The 16,687-nt window shown below is 70.0% G+C and carries 14 protein-coding genes; all 14 read left to right on the top strand.

What is annotated here, in order from left to right:
- Positions 1-9 precede the first annotated feature (9 nt).
- The 14 genes from cpaB (at position 10) to ASG74_RS02165 (ending at position 16,617) form a co-directional block, all read left to right on the top strand.
- Positions 10-831 (top strand): Flp pilus assembly protein CpaB, encoded by an 822-nt coding sequence (gene cpaB / locus ASG74_RS02230; RefSeq protein ID WP_056138520.1) that lies wholly within the window; start codon positions 10-12, stop codon positions 829-831.
- Positions 831-1,997 (top strand): AAA family ATPase, encoded by a 1,167-nt coding sequence (locus tag ASG74_RS02225; protein ID WP_056138519.1) that lies wholly within the window; start codon positions 831-833, stop codon positions 1,995-1,997. Before cpaB ends, ASG74_RS02225 begins: the two co-directional genes overlap by 1 nt.
- Entirely contained in the window at positions 1,994-3,370 is a 1,377-nt protein-coding gene (locus tag ASG74_RS02220; protein ID WP_056138517.1) for a CpaF family protein, read from the top strand. The genes ASG74_RS02225 and ASG74_RS02220 overlap by 4 nt, the downstream gene beginning before the upstream one ends.
- Positions 3,367-5,334, top strand: coding sequence for a type II secretion system F family protein (locus tag ASG74_RS02215; protein WP_056138515.1), 1,968 nt, complete (start codon positions 3,367-3,369; stop codon positions 5,332-5,334). Before ASG74_RS02220 ends, ASG74_RS02215 begins: the two co-directional genes overlap by 4 nt.
- Positions 5,334-6,239, top strand: coding sequence for a type II secretion system F family protein (locus tag ASG74_RS02210; RefSeq protein WP_056138513.1), 906 nt, complete (start codon positions 5,334-5,336; stop codon positions 6,237-6,239). The genes ASG74_RS02215 and ASG74_RS02210 overlap by 1 nt, the downstream gene beginning before the upstream one ends.
- A gap of 1 nt (position 6,240) precedes the next feature.
- Positions 6,241-7,392, top strand: coding sequence for an acyltransferase family protein (locus ASG74_RS02205; RefSeq protein WP_056138510.1), 1,152 nt, complete (start codon positions 6,241-6,243; stop codon positions 7,390-7,392).
- A 369-nt stretch (positions 7,393-7,761) separates the two neighbouring features.
- Positions 7,762-8,439, top strand: coding sequence for an MtrAB system response regulator MtrA (gene mtrA, locus ASG74_RS02200; protein WP_442910077.1), 678 nt, complete (start codon positions 7,762-7,764; stop codon positions 8,437-8,439).
- Between the two features lie 2 nt (positions 8,440-8,441).
- Complete coding sequence (mtrB, locus tag ASG74_RS02195; RefSeq protein WP_235498768.1) at positions 8,442-10,100, top strand: MtrAB system histidine kinase MtrB; 1,659 nt, start codon at positions 8,442-8,444, stop codon at positions 10,098-10,100.
- On the top strand, positions 10,097-11,857 hold the full coding sequence (locus ASG74_RS02190) for a GerMN domain-containing protein (RefSeq protein ID WP_056138507.1): 1,761 nt from the start codon (positions 10,097-10,099) through the stop codon (positions 11,855-11,857). Before mtrB ends, ASG74_RS02190 begins: the two co-directional genes overlap by 4 nt.
- A gap of 64 nt (positions 11,858-11,921) precedes the next feature.
- Positions 11,922-12,680, top strand: a complete 759-nt coding sequence (locus tag ASG74_RS02185) for a ComF family protein (RefSeq protein WP_235498767.1) — start codon at positions 11,922-11,924, stop codon at positions 12,678-12,680.
- A gap of 127 nt (positions 12,681-12,807) precedes the next feature.
- Positions 12,808-13,527: a ribosome hibernation-promoting factor, HPF/YfiA family gene (hpf, locus tag ASG74_RS02180; RefSeq protein ID WP_056138503.1), complete on the top strand. Its 720-nt coding sequence runs from the start codon at positions 12,808-12,810 to the stop codon at positions 13,525-13,527.
- 153 nt (positions 13,528-13,680) lie between these two features.
- A complete protein-coding gene (locus ASG74_RS02175) occupies positions 13,681-14,325 on the top strand; it encodes a response regulator transcription factor (protein WP_327034126.1) in 645 nt (214 codons plus the stop codon).
- 49 nt (positions 14,326-14,374) lie between these two features.
- The gene (locus ASG74_RS02170; protein WP_200942502.1) at positions 14,375-15,565 is read left to right on the top strand and encodes a winged helix-turn-helix domain-containing protein; all 1,191 of its coding nucleotides are present in this window, start codon (positions 14,375-14,377) and stop codon (positions 15,563-15,565) included.
- Between the two features lie 5 nt (positions 15,566-15,570).
- The gene (locus ASG74_RS02165; protein WP_056138497.1) at positions 15,571-16,617 is read left to right on the top strand and encodes a P1 family peptidase; all 1,047 of its coding nucleotides are present in this window, start codon (positions 15,571-15,573) and stop codon (positions 16,615-16,617) included.
- Positions 16,618-16,687: the final 70 nt, after the last annotated feature.

Genomic DNA, 16,687 nt, shown 5'->3' with positions numbered 1-16,687 from the left:
CTCCACCCCATGGGTCGTCGCATCATCGCCCTCATCGCCGCCGTCGTGCTCGCGCTCGTCGGTGCGGTCCTCGTGCTGCTCTATGCTCGCAGCGCCGACGACCGGGCGCTGGCGGGACAGCAGCCCACGGCAGTCTACGTCACCGAGGAGCTCGTCGGCTCCGGAACCAGCCTCAAGGACGCCGAGCGGGGCGGGCTCATCAAGCGGACGCAGGTCGCCGCGAAGGCCGTTCCTGCCGGAGCGCTCAAGCGCGTCGACAGCGAGAACAGTGCGCTCGTCGCCCTCGCGGACATTGCACCAGGTCAGGTCGTGCTCGACGCTGCCTTCGGCACGGAACGGCTGGGCCAGAGGGCGATCGGCGTCTCGCCCGGCAAGGTCGCCATCGCGATCAGTCTCGAGGACCCCAACCGCGTGGGTGCCTTCGTCACCCCCGGCAGCCTCATCACGCTCTACGACACCTACGACGTCAAGAAGCTCGGCACAGACGAGGCGACGAAGCAGTACAACGAACTCGGGGTCAAGGGGACGAGCGTCCTGCTCTCGAAGGTCCAGGTCATCGGCATCGGCACGACGAGCCTCACCGGCTCAACGAGCAACCAGACGACCGAGAAGAAGGAGACCTCGCCGACCACGGCGACCCCGGTGCAGAGCTACCTCGTGACCGTCGAGGTCTCGCCGGCGGACTCGGTCAAGCTCGTCCACGCGATCCAGCACTCGCAGAACCTGCAGAACAACCCGGCCAAGCACATCTACTTCGGACTCGAGGGGTCGGACACCACGGTGCCTCCAACGCTGACCACCGACGATTTCCGGTACCACGGGAAGCAGTGATGACTATCCTCTGGGACAACGAGCCGGGCGCCGCCGATCGCTACCACTTCGCCCTCGGCAACGTCCACCTCCTGAGTGCCGCCGCCCTGGTGCACCGGGCTCTCGACGACGACCCACACGCCGACCTCGTCGTCATCGGCCCGCTTGTCAACATCGACGAGGCCTCGCTGCTCGTCGAGTCAGTGCGAGCGGACCGGCCCGAGGTCGGCTTCGTCCTCCTGCGTCACCGGCTCGACGTCACGACGATGGGGCAGGCGCTGCGCAGCGGCTTCCGCGAGGTCGTCGCCTCGGACGACGCCACGGCCCTGTCGGACGCCGTGCGCCGCAGCCGCGACCTCACCGCCAAGATCGCCGGCCACCACGGCGGGGCGGCCGCGCCCCAGGGCCGGATCATCACCGTCTTCTCGGCCAAGGGCGGCGTCGGCAAGACGACCCTGTCGACCAACCTCGCCACCCACCTCGCGATGAGCGGGCTCCGCACGGTGCTCGTCGACCTCGACCTCTCCTTCGGTGACGTCGGCATCAGCATGCAGCTCCTACCCACGAGCTCGGTTCACGACGCGGTCGCGATGAGCGGCCACCTCGACGGCGAGGGCTTGGCCCAGCTCGTGACCCACCACGCCGCGAGCGGCCTGGACGTCATCGCGGCGCCCACCGACCCCTCGCTCGCCGACCGGATCGGTGCGCAGGTCGTCACCGAGCTGTTGCGGGTCTCCGCCGCGAACTACGACTACGTCATCGTCGACACGCCTCCCTCCTTCACTGAGCACGTCCTGGCGGCCTGCGACGTGAGCAGCCTGCTCGTCCTCATCGCCACCCTCGACATCCCTGCGGTCAAGAACCTCAAGCTCGCCCTCGAGACGCTCGACGCCCTGGGCAGCCCGAGGGACTCCCGCGTCGTCGTCCTCAATCGGGCGGACGTCAAGGTGGGCCTCCGCTCTGAGGACGTGGTTCAGGCCCTCGGCGTCCCCATCGCCGTGAGCATCCCGGCGAGCACGAGCGTGCCCGCCTCGGTCAACCGCGGCGTCCCGCTCGTCCTGGAGTCCCCCCGCGACCCGGTGAGCATCGCCCTGCGCGAGCTGGGCGACACTCACATCCGTGCCCGGTTCGGTGGACCCGTGGACGAGCCCCAGCGCCGCAGCCTCTTCAGCAGGAGATCACGATGAGCAGCCTCGCCGACCGCCTCGACACCGCCCGCCGGGCCCAGGAGCCAGTCGTCCCGTCGCGTGGCCCCATGGGCGCCCCGGACACGGAGGTCCGCCGGGTCGATCCGTTCACCGAGGTCAAGAGCCGGGTCCACCAGGGCCTCATCGACTCCCTCGGCCCGCGCCTCTACGACCCGCACCTCCAGGAGTCCGAGCTCGCCAACCAGGTGCGGCAAACACTCCAGGAGGTCATCGACGCCGAGCAGAAGCCGCTCTCGCTTGCCGACCGCACCCGGCTCGCACAGGAGGTCTCCGACGAGATCCTCGGCCACGGGCCGCTCGAGCCTCTGCTCCGCGACCCCGAGATCAGCGAGATCATGGTCAACGGGGCCGACTGCATCTTCGTCGAGCGCGCCGGCAAGATCTATCCGACCGACGCCCGGTTCACCGACGAGACCCACCTGCGCCGCATCATCGACAAGATCGTGGGACGCATCGGACGCCGCGTCGACGAGGCGAGCCCACTCGTCGACGCCCGCCTGCCCGACGGCTCCCGTGTCAATGCGGTCGTCGCGCCGATCGCCCTCGACGGCGCGGTGCTCACGATCCGCAAGTTCTCCGCGGACCCCTTCACCGACAAGGACCTCATCTCCTTCGGGACCTTCACGCAGCCGGTGCGGGACTTCCTCTGGTCGTGCGTGCGCGGTCGCCGCAACATCATCATCTCGGGCGGCACAGGCTCGGGGAAGACGACGACGCTCAACGTCGTCTCGTCCTACCTGCCCGAGGACGAGCGCATCGTCACCATCGAGGACGCCGCCGAGCTCCAGCTCCACCAGAAGCACGTCCTGCGCCTCGAGTCCCGGCCCGCCAACATCGAGGGCTCCGGGGCGATCACGATCCGCGACCTCGTGCGCAACTCGCTCCGCATGCGCCCCGACCGCATCGTCGTCGGGGAGGTCCGTGACGGCGCCGCGCTCGACATGCTCCAGGCCATGAACACCGGTCACGACGGGTCTATCACCACGGTCCACGCCAACAGCTCGCGCGACTCGCTTGCCCGCCTCGAGACGATGGTCCTCATGGCCGGTATCGAGCTGCCGGTCCGCGCCATCCGCGAGCAGGTCGCGGGCGCCGTCGACCTCATCATCCAGCAGGCCAGGCTCAAGGACGGTACTCGGCGCATCACTCAGATCACCGAGGTGATCGGCATGGAGGGCGACGTCATCACCCTCCAGGACCTCTTCACCTTCGACTACTCCGCCGGCCGCGACTCCGAGGGACGCTTCCTCGGCGAGCTGCGGAGCACGGGAATCCGCCCGAAGTTCACCGAGGACCTCAACGACCTCGGCATCGAGCTGCCGCTCCACCTCTTCATGCCATCGATGCGATGAACATCTCCGTACGGCTCCGTCTCGCACTCCTGACGCTGGCCACGGGGGCTGCGGTCCTCGGGCCGTCGTCCGCCGCGACCGCCGCGGACCCCATCCCCGCCAGGGTGGGCACGGTCCGCGTGGCCGCCGACCACGTCACGGGCGTGATCAGCCTGCGCCCGGGCGACGCGGCCGTGTCGCTCGACCCCGGTCTCACCGCGACCCTCGGCGAGAAGGCCGCGCCGGTCTCGGTCGAGCCGTCCGCCCAGGTGAAGCGCTCGACCGTCCTGCTCATCGACACGAGCGGTTCCATGGGCCGTTCAGGAATGGTGACAGTCCGCAGCGCCGTCAAGACCTTCTTGGCGTCGGCGCCCCAGGACGTCAAGGTGGGCGTCGTCTCGTTCGGCAACACTGCGGGACCGGAGATCGCCCCGACGACCGACCGTGCCGCGGTCCAGCGGGCCGTCGACGCGCTGCGCGCCGACGGCAACACCGCGCTCTTCACTGGCATGACCGCGGCTGTGAAGATGCTCGGCGCGGCGGGCGACCGCAGCATCGTGCTGCTCAGCGACGGCGCCAACACCGTCGGCGAGCGGGCGTCCGGGCTGGCATCGTCGGTCAAGGCGCTCACCTCGTCGCAGGTGCGTGTCGAGGTTGTCAGGTTCACGACGAGCGAGAACGACCCAGAGGCGCTCGCGGCCTTCGCCAAGGCGGGCGGTGGCTCGGTGGTCCAGGCGACCGACACCGCGGCCGTGCGCAAGGCCTTCGAGGCCGCGGCCGCGGTCCTCGAGTCGCAGGTGGAGTTCGACATCGCCAGGCCGGCGGGCCTCACCGGCAAGGTTCCCGTTGTCCTGCGTGGCACCGCCTCCGGCCGACCCTTCCAGGCCACTTCGACGATCGACCTCGGCGCGCGCACCGTGGCCGCGCCGTCGCCCACCGCCTCGACAGAGCCAGTCTCGGCCGCGGGCGCCGCGCCTGCAGCCCTCGTGCGGGTCGAGACCGGGGTGAGCCGTCCCCTGCTCGCGGCCCTGGGCGCGATCTTCGTCGGTCTGGTCACTCTCGTCATCGCCGCAGTCGACCCCTTCAAGTCCAAGCGCCACGAGCGGGTGGCCGAGGTGGAGATGTACACCCTCGCCGGCGTCACGCGGGCCTCTCGCCACCAGGACGCGGCGGCTCCGTCCGCCGTCGCCAAGTCGGCCGTGAGGTTCGGCGACAAGATCATGGACAGGCGCGAGTCGACGAGCACGACGATGCAGCTCATCCAACGCGCCGACCTGCCGCTGCGAGCGGGCGAGTGGTTCGTGCTCCGCTTCCTCGCCGTTGTTGTGGGCGCTTTGGTCGTCCCGTTCCTCGTGCCGCTCGTGTGGTGGATCTCCGTCCCGCTCGGCATCGCCCTCGGGGTCTTCCTGCCGGCCATCGTCCTGCGCTTCCTGGCAAGCAAGCGCGCCCGCAAGTTCGAGGCGCAGCTCCCCGACGTCATGCTGCTCGTCGCGACGACGCTCGCGAGCGGCTTCAGCCTCTCGCAGGCGCTCGACGCCGTCGCCCGTGACGCAGCCGAGCCCGCCTCCAAGGAGTTCTCGCGGGCCCTGGCCGAGAACCGCATCGGCACCGACATCTCGGACGCGCTCGACCACCTCGCCACCCGTATGGGCAGCGACAGCCTCACCTGGACGACGATGGCGATTCGCATTCAGCGCGAGGTCGGTGGCAACCTCGGCGAGACCCTGCGCACCACCGCCCACACGCTGCGTGAGCGCGAGTCGCTCAAGCGGCAGGTGGCCGCGCTGTCCGCGGAGGGCAAGCTCACGGCATACGTGCTCATCGCGCTGCCGATCGGCATCTTCCTCTACATGCTTTGGGTCAACCCGGCGTACATCAGTCTGCTGTGGACGACCCTCCCCGGCATCCTCCTGCTCGTCGCGAGCTGTGTCGGCATGGTCGTGGGCGCGCTGTGGATGCGCAAGGTCGTCAGGATCGAGGTCTGATGCTTCTCGTCGCAGTGGGTCTCGTCGCGGTGGCGCTCGTCATCGTCGCCGTCCTCATCGGCACGATGGGGGTGGGGACGACCGGTGTCGCCCGCTCGCTCGAGCTCGTCAACTACCGCCCCGACAGCCGCAGTGTGGTGAAGTCGGAGCTCGCCGCCAAGGACCGTTTCGTCGTCCCCTTCGAGGAGGGACTCAAGGGCGTCGCCCGTCGGCTCTCGCCCTCGGGAACGGCCGAACGGCTGGCCAACAACCTCGACAAGGCCGGCAACCCGCCCGGCTGGCCCGTCGAGCGCATCTTTGCCGTCAAGGGCATCGGTCTCGTCGTGGGCGGGATCCTCGGGCCGCTCTACGACGGGCTCACGTTCAAGGCGCTCCTCGTGTCCATGGGAGCGGCCGTCGGTCTCTTCTTCCTGCCCGATCTTCTGGTCTACAACACGGGGCTGAAGCGTCAGGAGAGCCTGCGCAAGGGCTTCGCGGACGCCCTCGACATGCTCACGGTCTGTGTCGAGGCAGGTCAGGGCTTCGACGCCGCGCTCACGCAGGTGGCGCGCACCGTCACTGGACCGATCGGGGGTGAGTTCGCCCGAGTCCTCTCCGAGATCCAGATCGGCAAGACGCGCTCTCAGGCGTTCCAGGCGCTCGGCGAGCGCAACACGGCGCCCGAAGTCAAGAACTTCGTCTCCGCGCTCGTGCAAGCCGACCGTCTCGGTGTGCCGATCGGTGGCGTGCTGCGCGAGCAGACCAAGGAGATGCGCATCATTCGGCGCCAGCTCGCCGAGGAGAAGGCGCAGAAGGTCGCGGTCAAGGTCATCTTCCCGGTGCTCGTCTGTATCTTCCCAGTGATCTTCATCGTCATCCTCGGCCCGGCCGCGATCAACATCTACGACGTCCTCATCAAGCGCTGACATGACGCTCGGTGCCAGTCGCGCGGTGCGTGTCGTTGCGGTGGGGGTCGACCGTCCGCACGGGCGCGACCGGATGCTCGACGGCCTGCGCGGGGTGGCGGCGCTCGCCGTCGTGCATTACCACTACCTGCTGCTGTCCGGGCTTAACGCCGAACCGGGTGCCGGGCTCATCGGAGTCCTCGTCTTCTTCGTGCTGTCCGGCTACCTCATCACCCGCCTGCTGTGGCGCGCCGACGGTCGTGCGGGTCCGGCATACCGGGCGTTCGTCGAGCGGCGGGTGCGCCGCCTCACACCCGCACTCGTCGGGCTCGTCGTCGCGTCGGGAGTCCTCGTCACGGTGGCCGGGCCCGGCGACGTGGGTGACGCCGTCACCGGGAGCCTCGTGGTGCTCGCCCAGCTCACCGGGTTCTGGCACGTCCTCGGGACGATGCCCGTCGAGGCGTGGCTGCCGACGTGGAGCCTCACCGTCGAGTGGGCCTTCTATCTCCTGTGGCCGCTGGTGGTCGTGGCGATGCAGCGCCGGGGGCTATCGACGAGCGCGGCGATGCGGGGTGCCATCGTTCTGGCGGCGGTGCTCTTTCTCGCGTCGATGCCGCTGTCTCCGAAGGCGTTCTACTACCTGCCCGTCGGCAACCTGGCGGTGATGTTCGTCGGCGCCGCGCTCGCGCTCGCCCACGCGCGCGAGCCGGTACGGACAAGGGGCCGCGACGCGGGGATCGCCGACCTCGCCTTCGTCGGGTTCGTCGTCGCTGTCCTGGTGCCCACCACAGGGTTGTCAGGGTCGTGGCTCTATCGCGTGACTTATGTGCCCATCGCGGTCGTCGTCGCGCTTCTCATCATCGACCAGCGGCCCGGCACGGATGGGCTGGCCCGGCGGCTGCTCGAGTCGCGTCCGATGGTCGCCCTCGGGCGGGCGAGCTACAGCCTCTACCTCTGGCACCTGCCGCTGCTCTGGTCAAGCTTCTATGGGCTGTCCGGTCTGTCGGTTGCGGCCAGAGTGGGCGTTGCCACGGCCGCGCTGGTGCCGGTGGTGTGGCTGAGCTTTGTCCTCCTCGAGAAGCCGGTGCTCAACCCCTCCCCGTTTGCCGTCCATCCCCGTCGGTCGGTCGCGTCGGCCCGCCCCGTGGGCGTTTCGGAGCCCGCAGAGGGCTGAGCGCTGGATCAGCCCGGAGGAAGACGTCGCCGAAGGCGGACGCGGCGTTCACCTGCTCGCGTTCGAGGGCGGTGTGCCACGACCAGTCCTCGAGGGCGCGTGCCATGGCTTCTGGGGGAGCCGTCGGATGAGCGGCATCCGCGCACGCGAGGGTCTCGCCATCGCGCCCCGTAGGAAACGGCGACAGGCCTGCTGTGACGGCCGCGTCCGAGATGCGCGTCCGGCATACGCAGCCCGTCGACCCTGCGCGCGCGACGCCGACGGCTGCGGCGACGCGAAGGTGACCGGTGAGCACAGTTCCCTGTGCGAACATGGGGCATCGGCGCGGGGACAGCGCCGCATCACCTGTGCCACCGAGGAGGCATGCCCGTGAAGGGTCGCGTGCTCGTCGTCGATGACGACCTTGCTCTCGCTGAGATGCTCGGCATCGTGCTGCGCAACGAGGGGCTGGACGTTGACCACGTCGCTGACGGTTCCGGGGCACTTGCGGCGTTCCGCGAGACCCGCCCCGACGTCGTGCTCCTGGACGTGATGCTCCCCGGGATCGACGGGCTGGAGGTGTGCCGTCGCATCCGGGCCGAGTCCGGCGTGCCGATCGTCATGCTCACCGCACGCACCGACACGATCGACGTCGTCGTCGGCCTCGAGTCCGGGGCGGACGACTACGTCGTCAAGCCGTTCAAGCCGCAGGAGCTCATCGCCCGCGTCCGTGCCCGGCTGCGCCGGGACAACGACGCCGAGCCCGAGCGCCTCACCATCGGTGACCTGGTCATCGATGTCGCGGGCCACTCGGTGAAGCGCGAGGGCGAGTCCCTCAGCCTCACCCCGCTCGAGTTCGACCTGCTCGTCGCACTCGCCCGCAAGCCCTGGCAGGTCTTCACCCGCGAGGTGCTGCTGGAGCAGGTGTGGGGCTACCGCCACGCCGGCGACACCCGACTGGTCAACGTGCACGTGCAGCGCCTGCGCTCCAAGATCGAGAAGGACCCTGAGCGGCCCGAGATCGTGGTCACCGTCCGCGGTGTCGGCTACCGGGCGGGGCCGGCCTGACCATGGCGCAGTCGCCGTCCGCCACGACGCACACCGTGGGAGGGCAGGTGCAGCACCTCGGTGTCGGCGCCATGCGGGGCCTGCGCAGCGCCGCGCGGGCCATCGTCAGGATGTCGTCCGCGCTGATGCGGACGTGGCGGCGGTCGCTGCAGTTCCGTGTGGTGACGACGACCGTCCTGCTCGGCATCATGGTCGTGTCCCTGCTGGGGTCCTACCTCTACAACGAGATCGCGACCGGGCTGCAGGACGACCGCATCCAGACCAGCGAGTACGAAGCCCGAGCCCTCACCACCCAGGCGCAGGACCAGTGGGACAGCACCACGGCCACGACCGTGCAGGAGCTCAACCAGGCCGCCAGCGACATCATGAAGTCGAAGCTGACGCCCCCCGGCCCCGAGCCGTCGCGCTACGTCGTGATGCTCCGTGGGGTCAAGAACAACTCACCGACGCAGCTCAACGCTCTCGAGTCCGGCGGGCTCGGTCTGTCGGCGGTCACCCGCGACATCCGCGAGAAGGTCGCGGCGGACCCGACCCACCAGCAGACGATGGTCAGTGACGTCCTCATCGACGGCCGACAGGTTCCGGCGGTGTTCGTGGGCACCGGGGTCGAGGTGCCGGGCGCCGGTCGCTACGACCTCTACTACATCTATCCGATGCTCCAGGAGCTCAGGACGATGAGCCTGATCTCCACCGCCTTCGGCCTCGCCGGCCTCGTCCTCACCGCCCTCGTCGGAGCCGTGGCCTGGGTGGTCACCAAGCAGGTCGTCACACCGGTGCGGCGCGCCGCCGAGGTCTCCGAACGTCTCGCCTCGGGCAAGCTCAACGAACGTATGCCGGCGCGCGGCGAGGACGACCTCGCCCTCCTCGGCACGTCCTTCAACGCGATGGCCGACAGCCTCCAGTCCCAGATCCGTCAGCTCGAGGGGCTGAGCCGGGTGCAGCAACGCTTCGTCTCCGACGTCTCCCACGAGCTGAGGACCCCGCTCACGACCATCCGGATGGCGGGCGACCTGCTCTATGACGCGCGCGCCGACTTCGGACCCGTCACCGGCCGCTCGGTCGAGCTGCTCCACGGCGAGCTCGACCGCTTCGAGTCCCTCCTGTCGGACCTGCTCGAGATCAGCCGCTTCGACGCGGGTGCGGCAGCGCTCGACACCGCGCCCGTCGACCTGCGGGGCACCGTCGCGGGCGTCGTCGCTGCGGCGATGCCGCTCGCGGAGCGCCGGGGCTCGACGATCCGGGTGGTCGCCCACGGACCGGTGGAGGCCGAGGTCGACGAGCGACGCGTCGAACGCATTTTGCGCAACTTGGTCGTCAACGCCATCGAGCACGGGGACGGCAAGCCCGTCACCGTGCACCTGCGCGCCGGGGATGGTGCTGTCGCGGTGCTCGTGGAGGACCACGGAGTCGGCCTGCGACCGGGGGAGGCCTCCATGGTCTTCACCCGCTTCTGGCGGGCGGACCCCGCTCGGGCCCGCACGACCGGTGGCACCGGCCTGGGCCTGGCGATCGCCCTCGAGGACGCCCGGCTGCACAACGGCTGGCTCCAGGCCTGGGGCGAGAAGGGCCAGGGGTCGCGCTTCCGGCTGACCCTCCCCCAGAAGGCCGGTGAGTCCCTCACGTCCTCACCGCTCGCGCTGTCGCCGGGGGAGCGGACATGAGGTCGCTGGCCGTCGTGCTCACCGTGCTGGCCACCGTCCTCTCCGGGTGCAGCGGTGGGGTCGGCGCCGCCCGCTCCGCCGAGCCCGGGCTCGAGGTCCGCGGCGGCGACGTGGAGCCCGTGCGTGCCTTCTATCCCGGGCCTCCCAAGAAGGCGACACAGCAGCAGATCGTCTCCGGTTTCGTCCGGGCCGGCGCTTCGAGTGACACCAACTTCGAGACCGCCCGCAGCTACCTCACGCCGGAGGCGGCCAAGGGATGGACCCCCGACACGGGCGAGGTCGTCCTCTACTCGACGAGCACGCCCCTGACGGTGACTCCGAAGCCGCCCAACGCGGCGGTGCTCTCCGGCGGTGTCGAGGCCGTCATCAGCCCGGACGGCCGTTACGCCAAGGCAGCAGCGGGCGCGGCGCGTCGGGTCGTGTTCGAGTTCGCGCGCATCAACGGGGAGTGGCGGATCAGCAACCTTCCCGAGGACTTCGGCCGCTGGATCACCACCTCCGACCTCGGCAACCTGCTCAAGCCCTACACGCTGCACTACATCGCGGCCGACCGCCGTGCCCTGGTGCCGGACCGGCGCTGGTTCCCACGCGACCACCTCGCCACGAGACTCGCGCGAGCGCAGCTCGCCGACCCACCGGCATACCTCGCAGGGTCGGTGCGCAACGACATCCCGCGTGGGGCACGACTCACCGCCGAGTCCGTCACGGTCAGGGACGGTATCGCCCAGGTCGAGATCACCGGCCAGATCCCCACCAACCAGGTGCGGCGCGAGAACGTCTGGGCGCAGCTCGTGTCGACCCTGCTCCAAGATCCGACGGTGCAGGGCGTGACCGTGCAGGTGCAGGACGTGACCCTTGAGCTGCCCAACGTCGACCTGCCCGTGCGCACGATCGACCAAGTGGGGTTCCCCACCCTGACCGACCCCAGGCAGGGCAGGCCGGTGGTCCGCCGCGGCAACACGCTCTATGTCCTGCCGAGCACGAGCGTCGTCGACAAGGACCCAGCCAGGTCGGGGCACCCGCTGGTGCCCCCGTCCTTCCACGCGCTCGCGATGTCCGCGGACGGCACCGACCTGGCCGCCGTGGACCCCGACGGGCAAGGGCTGTCGCGGTTCCACGAAGTCACGCGTTATGACATGCCGTTCTTCGGCACCGAGGTCGGTCACCCGGCCTATGACACTCGTGGCTTCCTCTGGGCGGGCGGCATGGGCATTGACGATGACTCCGACCTGCGGCTCTGGACGTTCAACACCGCGGGCGACCCGGCCAAGCAGCGGCAGCCGGCCGCCACGCCCGTGCGGGCGAAGTGGCTCGAGGGCCGCAAGGTCGTCGAGGCCAAACCGTCTCCCGACGGGGACAGGGTGGCCATCCTCCACACTGCCGAGAACGGCTCCGACCCGCGCCTCGACCTCGCTGGTGTCATCCGGGCCGACGGCGGAGAGCCGCGGGAGCTGGCGGCGCCGCTGCGGCTCGGCACCACCCTGACGGGCCTCGAGGGCCTGGTGTGGCTCTCGGACCTGTCGGTGGCCACGCTCGGGCGTCGGGTGGGTGCCGCCGAGAAGCTGCGGCCCTACGTCATCTCGGTCGACGGCGCCGAGCAGGCGCTCACGGAGACCCCCAAGGCGGTCGCCGTCACGAGTGTCGGAGGGGAGCGCGACATCCTCGTGACCACCTCGGACAACAAGATCCTCAGTCGTGCCGGCCAGCAGTGGCTCTCCCTCGGGACGGGCACGGATGTGGCCGTTCCCGCACGCTGAGCGTCCACAGGCGGCGGCCGCAGGCGGTCCTGTCCACAGATCGCCCTCAGGCGCTGGCACTCGAATGACAGTGCGCGACAGGCTCACCCCGATGCTGTCCGACCTGCTGGACCTCGTCCTCCCTGCGTCGTGCGCGCTGTGCCAGCGACCTGCCGGTCCCCTGTGTGCCGCCTGCCGTGGGGCGGTGGACGACTGCATCCATCCCTCACCGCGCGTTGCGCTCCCGTCACCTCCACCACCCGGTATGCCGCAGTGCTGGGTCTCCGGGGAGGCGAGCGGGGCGCTGCGCGCCCTCGTCACGGCATACAAGGACGAGCAGCGGCGCGACCTGCGACGCACGCTCGCGGCCCTGCTGGCCCCGGCCCTGAGGGCAGCGGTGGGATCCAGCCCTGATGCCCGGGCAGCGGTGCGTGGACGGGGACTGGTCGTGGTGCCCGTGTCGGGGTCGCCGCGCGCTCGGCGTCGGCGGGGGGACGTGCCGCTGCTTCCCCTCGTGGAGACCGCCGTGGCGGGTCTCAGCGGCCGGGTGCTGGTCGCCGACGTGCTCGTGCCGACTCGCATCACCCGCGACCAATCCACCTTGGACGCCGCGCAGCGGGCGAGCAACCTGGCCGGTGCGATGGCGGTGCGCGAGCGCCACGAGCACGTCGTCGCGGGAGCGGTCTGTCTCGTGGTGGACGACCTCGTGACCACCGGCGCCACGTTCGCCGAGGCCGCGAGAGCCCTGCACGAGGCGGGTGCTGCCGACGTCCTCGCGGCAGCCATCGGCGCCACACGCAGGCGCGTCGACGGTGCACGACATTCGCAGGAACCCCCCACTTGAAAGGGTGCACGGTCCGGTCTAACGTCGGGTCATGAGACGCATCCTCCATCGGAGGTGGTGCCGCCGCCTTTAGCCCTCGACAGGCTCCCCCGGGTACAGCCAGGCACGCCAATCCTCAGGAGGACTAGTGGACATCGTCGTCACCGGACGTCACACGACCGTCTCGGACCGATTTCGGGAGCACATCGCGGAGAAGCTGGACAAGGTCCGGCAGCTCGCACCGCGCACTCGCCGGATCGAGGTCGTCATCAGCCACGAATCGAACCGCCGCCAGTCCAAGGCCTGTGATCGGGTGGAGATCACCTGCCACATCAAGGGCCCGGTCGTGCGCGCGGAGGCGTGCCAGGAGGATCGCTACGCCGCCCTCGACGTCGCCCTCGAGAAGCTTCTCGAACGCCTGCGCCGCAAGCACGACCGCACGGTGCACCGTGGGCGCAAGCCGCAGGAGTCGGTCGCGGCCGCCACTGCGTTCGTCCCGTCCGACTCCGAGTCCGGAGCTGCCACTGCGGCCGAGGGCGATGATGACGGTGGGCCCTTCGGTGACTCCCCGATCCAGGTGCGCGAGAAGGTCCACACCTCTTCCCCGATGACCCTCGAGCAGGCGCTGCGCGAGATGGAGCTCGTCGGGCACGACTTCTACCTGTTCCACGACATCGAGACCGACAAGGCAAGCGTGGTCTACCGCCGTCGCGGGTGGTCCTACGGAGTGCTCCACCTCGACCTCGACGGTGCGCACCCGCACGTCGCGACCGACGCTCGCGAGGCGGTCGAGGCCGGTGCGATGGACGACGTCGACCCGGGTCCGCCCACCCCTCAGCCCGAGGAGGAGCGCGCCGAAGCATCGTGACGATGGTGCCCTGCTGACCTTCGGGACAGCAGGTTGCGCAATCCCACAACAGGGACGGACTCCGCGTGTCACCATGAACGCGTGAGTCCGTCCTTGAATGACCAGGGGTCTGGGGCCTCGCCCTTGGGCGAGGTTCGCGACCGAATCCGCATCGTGATCGCTGATGACCACGATCTCTACCGCCGTGGAATGCAGGCCGTCATCGGTCTCGAACCCGACCTGGAGATCGTGGCCGAAGCGGCGTCCGGCGGCGAGGCTGTCGAGAAGTGTTTCGAGTTCGAGCCCGACGTCGTCCTGCTCGACGTGCGCATGCCCGGCAACAGCGGGATCGAGGCATGCACGGCGATCAAGGAGAAGTCGCCGCGCACCAAGATCCTCATCCTCACGGCCTCCGACGACGAGGGTGACCTGTTCTCCGCGATCAAGGCGGGTGCGAGCGGCTACCTCCTCAAGGACCTCCCGACCGAGGAGATCGCCGAGTCGGTCCGCAAGGCCCACGCCGGCCAGTCGATGATCCCGCCGCACATGGCCAGCCAGCTCATCGCCGAGTTCTCGCGGCTGAGCAACGAGCCCCCCAAGGACACCGCTCCAGGCCCGCGCCTCACCGACCGCGAGCTCGAGGTGCTCGGTCTCGTGGCCCGTGGCAAGGCCAACAAGGAGATCGCGACCCAGCTGTTCATCAGCGAGAACACGGTCAAGAACCATGTGCGCAACATCCTCGAGAAGCTGCAGCTGCACTCGCGCGTCGAGGCTGCCCTCTATGCCATGCGCCGCAACCTGATCGAGCCCGACGCCTGATCAACCCGCAGTCGGAGAGGTGTCGGTTGGGGCAGCCATGATGGAGCCCATGCGACTCAGCACTGCGGCTGCCCGTCGGATCGCGCTGGCCGCGCAGGGCTTCGGTGTCTCGCGTCCCCAGCCGTGGACGGCGACCTCGCGCCAGGTGCAGCGGGTCATCGACACGGTCGGCATCGTCCAGATCGACAGCGTCAACGTCGTCTCGCGCAGCCACTACCTGCCGTTCTACTCGCGCCTCGGGCCCCACGACAGCACGCTGGTGGACCGAGCCCGTGACCGCGCACCCCGCCGTCTGGTGGAGTACTGGGCGCACGAGGCCTCCCTCATCCCACCGTCGACGTGGCCGCTGCTCAACTTCCGCATGCGCCGCGCCCACGACGAGTCCTGGGGCGGCATGCAGCGCGTCAAGCGTGACCACCCCGAGCTCGTCGACGCCGTCCTGGCGGAGGTGCGAGCGCGAGGCCCGCTCACGAGCCGCCAGGTCGAGGAGGCGCTCGCCCACGACCTGCCCCGCGACCGCGAGCAGTGGGGGTGGAACTGGTCGCTGGTGAAGTCCGCGCTCGAGCACCTCTTCTGGGCCGGTGAGGTGAGCTCCGCCGGGCGCACCACCCAGTTCGAACGCCGGTATGCCGTGCCCGCCCGTGTCCTCCCGGCCTCCCTTCGTGAGCCGGCCGAGTCCGCAGCCGCGCGGCCGAGCGACGACGAGGCGTTCGTCGAGCTTCTCCGCATCGCGGCCCGGGCGCACGGGGTGGGAAGCGAACAGTGCCTGCGCGACTACTTCAGGCTGAGGCCCGAGCAGGCCCGTCCGGCGATCGAGGCCCTCCTGTCCGCGGGCGAGCTGGAACCGGTGACGATCGACGGGTGGAGGCGGCCGGCATACCTGCATCGGGACGCTCGGCGACCACGACGGATCTCGGCGCGGGCGCTGCTGTCCCCGTTCGACTCCCTTGTGTGGCAACGGGATCGGACCTCGGCTCTGTTCGGGTTCGACTACCGTCTCGAGATCTACGTCCCCGAGGAGAAGCGGGTGCACGGCTACTACGTGCTGCCGTTCCTGCTCGGTGATGACCTCGTTGGGCGCGTGGACCTCAAGGCCGACCGGGCGGGTGGGCGGCTGCTCGCCCGGCGGGTGACGTGGGAGCACGGGCGTGGGGGAGCGGAGGATGCGCGCGAGCTGCACGAGGAGCTCGCGCTGATGGCCGACTGGCTCGGGCTGGCGGCCCTCGAGGTGACACGCTGACCCTCATGGATGACGGAAGCGATGACGGGCGGGGCCTGCAACGGCTCGTGACGTGGCGTCTGCCACCAGGGCCGCACAACGCGATCACCGATGTGCCCGGGGTGCGCGTCGGTCACGCGACGGTCCTCGACCCCGCGCGTGGTGTCGCGACGGGCGTGAGCGTGGTGGTTCCTGCCGGTGTCGAGGAGCGGGCCGTGCCTGCCGCCAGCCACGTGATCAACGGATACGGCAAGTCCACCGGGCTGGTGCAGCTCGACGAGCTCGGCACGCTGGAGTCGCCCATCGTCTTCACGAGCACCTTCGCCGTCCCCGCTGTGCAGGACGCCCTGCTGCGCCGCCGTCTTGCATCGGATGCCGACGTGGGTGGCCGGGACGGGGGCCGCTCGGTCAACCTGGTCGTCCTGGAGTGCAACGACGCGCGTTTCAACGATCCGCGTGAATACCGCTGCGGTGACGGGGAACTCGCGCTGGCTCTGGGTTGTGCCAGCGGCGGGGCGGTGGAGCAGGGGACCGTCGGCGCGGGGACGGGCATGACCACGTTCGGGCTGAGCGGAGGGTTCGGGACCGCCTCCCGGGAGTTCGGCGTCGGGGGCAGCGAGTACTGCTTGGGCGTGGCGCTGGTGAGCAACTTCGGTGTCTGGGGAGACCTCACCATCGGCGGCCAGCTCATCCAGACGACGGAGCCCGTTGATCGTCAGGATTCTGGAGACGACCCGCCGGACGGCTCAGTGGTCATCGTCGTCGCGACGAACGCCCCCTTCGACAGCGCGAGCCTGGGCCGGGTGTGCGGCCGCGCCCAGAACGGGTTGGCTCGCACGGGATGCGTCACTGCTCACGGCAGTGGCGAGCTCGTCGTCGCGTTCAGCACGGAGCAGCAGTCCGTGCGGGAGCCGCATCCCGAGCTGCTCAACGCGGCGTTCCGGGCGGTCGCCGAGTGCGTCGAGGAGGCCGTGCTCAGGGGCCTCGTTGAGGCCCGGCCTGTCACTGGTCGCGAGGGCCGCAGCCTTCCTGTGCTGCGCGACCTCCCCGTGTCTGCCGAGATTTTCGACTGAAGCGTCGGGTCGCGGGCTGATCGCCGGCCGATTCACGAATCCGCAGGTCAGGTCGATGCGCCCTGACGGT

The organism is Knoellia sp. Soil729 (assembly GCF_001427985.1).
Taxonomy (GTDB): Bacteria; Actinomycetota; Actinomycetes; order Actinomycetales; family Dermatophilaceae; genus Knoellia.
The sequence above is the reverse complement of the archived record's forward strand: the minus strand, read 5'-3'. Positions and strand labels throughout refer to the sequence as shown.